This window comes from Pseudoalteromonas sp. BSi20495 (assembly GCF_000241185.1).
GTDB classification, from domain to species: domain Bacteria; phylum Pseudomonadota; class Gammaproteobacteria; order Enterobacterales; family Alteromonadaceae; genus Pseudoalteromonas; species Pseudoalteromonas fuliginea.
Map to the genome: position 1 here is coordinate 1 of NZ_BADY01000106.1, position 1,403 is coordinate 1,403.

At 39.6% G+C, this 1,403-nt stretch carries 1 protein-coding gene; it reads right to left on the minus strand.

What is annotated here, in order from left to right; all coding sequences use genetic code 11:
- On the minus strand, positions 1-1,325 hold a 1,325-nt coding region (locus tag P20495_RS20770; RefSeq protein ID WP_033016103.1), incomplete at its 3' end, for an IS4 family transposase.
- Positions 1,326-1,403: the final 78 nt, after the last annotated feature.

A 1,403-nucleotide genomic window follows, 5' to 3' on the forward strand; every position in this document is an offset into this window, starting at 1 on the left:
ACGCCAACTCGACCATTTCTTTTACTGTCATACCACCCTCCCAATTTCGCTAAACTATAGTATAGCCAATGGAGAGACGGTACTTTATCCGGCAACACATCCTTTTCAACCTTTGCCCATAGTAATTTCCACGTCATCTCTTTAACACAAGTTGTACATCTCACTTCTTTGTCTAATTCACTCCTTTGCGCCATATTTTGCAGCTGTAATAACCTGACAGCAATAAACGCTTTAATGATCGCAATTCGTAAAATATTATCACTGTGCTGCAAACGTAAATCTTCTACTTCGGTTCCATCTGTTTTCCATGTTTTATGAAACTCCTCTACACGCCAGCGAAGTTCATAGTATCTTACTAATTTCTGGGCATCTTCTGCTGTATTTACGGGCTCTGTCGTATATAAAATCCAACATAATGGATTTTTTTGCGTACTTTCTTTTTCCTGACAGACAATGACATTGACGCTCAATGTCGGTGATTCTTGCCCTTGTACTCGCTTAGGCTTGGCGAGTGTTATAGGTTGATAGCTCAATGTAATTCGGGCCTGACGCGCTTTTCTTCCCGCACGTTGCGCTATATTAATAGTGTAACAACACTGACCCTGCGCTGTTTCTATTAACTGATTGAGATTGCATTGAGGCTCTATTAATTTTCTATTTTCTTTTGCTCTGACTAAAAATCGATGCCCTTCATCTTTTTGGTAAGTCATGTACTCATAAATGTCAGCTTCTCTGTCGCAGATGTTAAGTATATTTGATAATTCACCTGTACGTTTTTTTATATCCATTAATGTTTGTTGCCAGCGATAGCTTTCTTTCTCTTCGTAAGGGCGTTGCTGTTGTTGATCTTTAGTCCCTTTAACCTTTGATTTCCTAAACCAATAGTACTGGTCGAGTAAACCAATAACGTGCTCCGTATCTGCATCAATTGCTAAAGTTGAATGCGCATATAGCGTTCTTGTTTTTGATGGTTTTCCTAATGTATTTGCACAGTTCACATCGCCTAATTCTTTGCAAACACTGTGTTTAAATGTCAATCCTGTCGTATCTTGGATAGCGAGAACCAAAGGCAACTGCTTTACCGCTTCACTCGTTTGTGAGAATCCTGAATCGGCAATCGCTTGAGGGGATATTTTCTCATTTCTAATGAAACGATAAGCGGCTTCAATTTTTGCGGGTGTATCAGAAGCCTTAACAATTGAGCTGTCTGCATTCTCAGCCATATCGCTTGCTAGTAGAGCTAATCGTCGGGTGCGTCTCGGATCTCCTAAATTAGCGTTACCAAAAATTAATTGAGCCCATTCTTCAGAAGTGTTTGTGTGCATATGATAAATCTATGAGTGATGATGATCGATTAGATCACAGACTTAACGATATTCAAAGACTTGTGTATAAGAGACAGG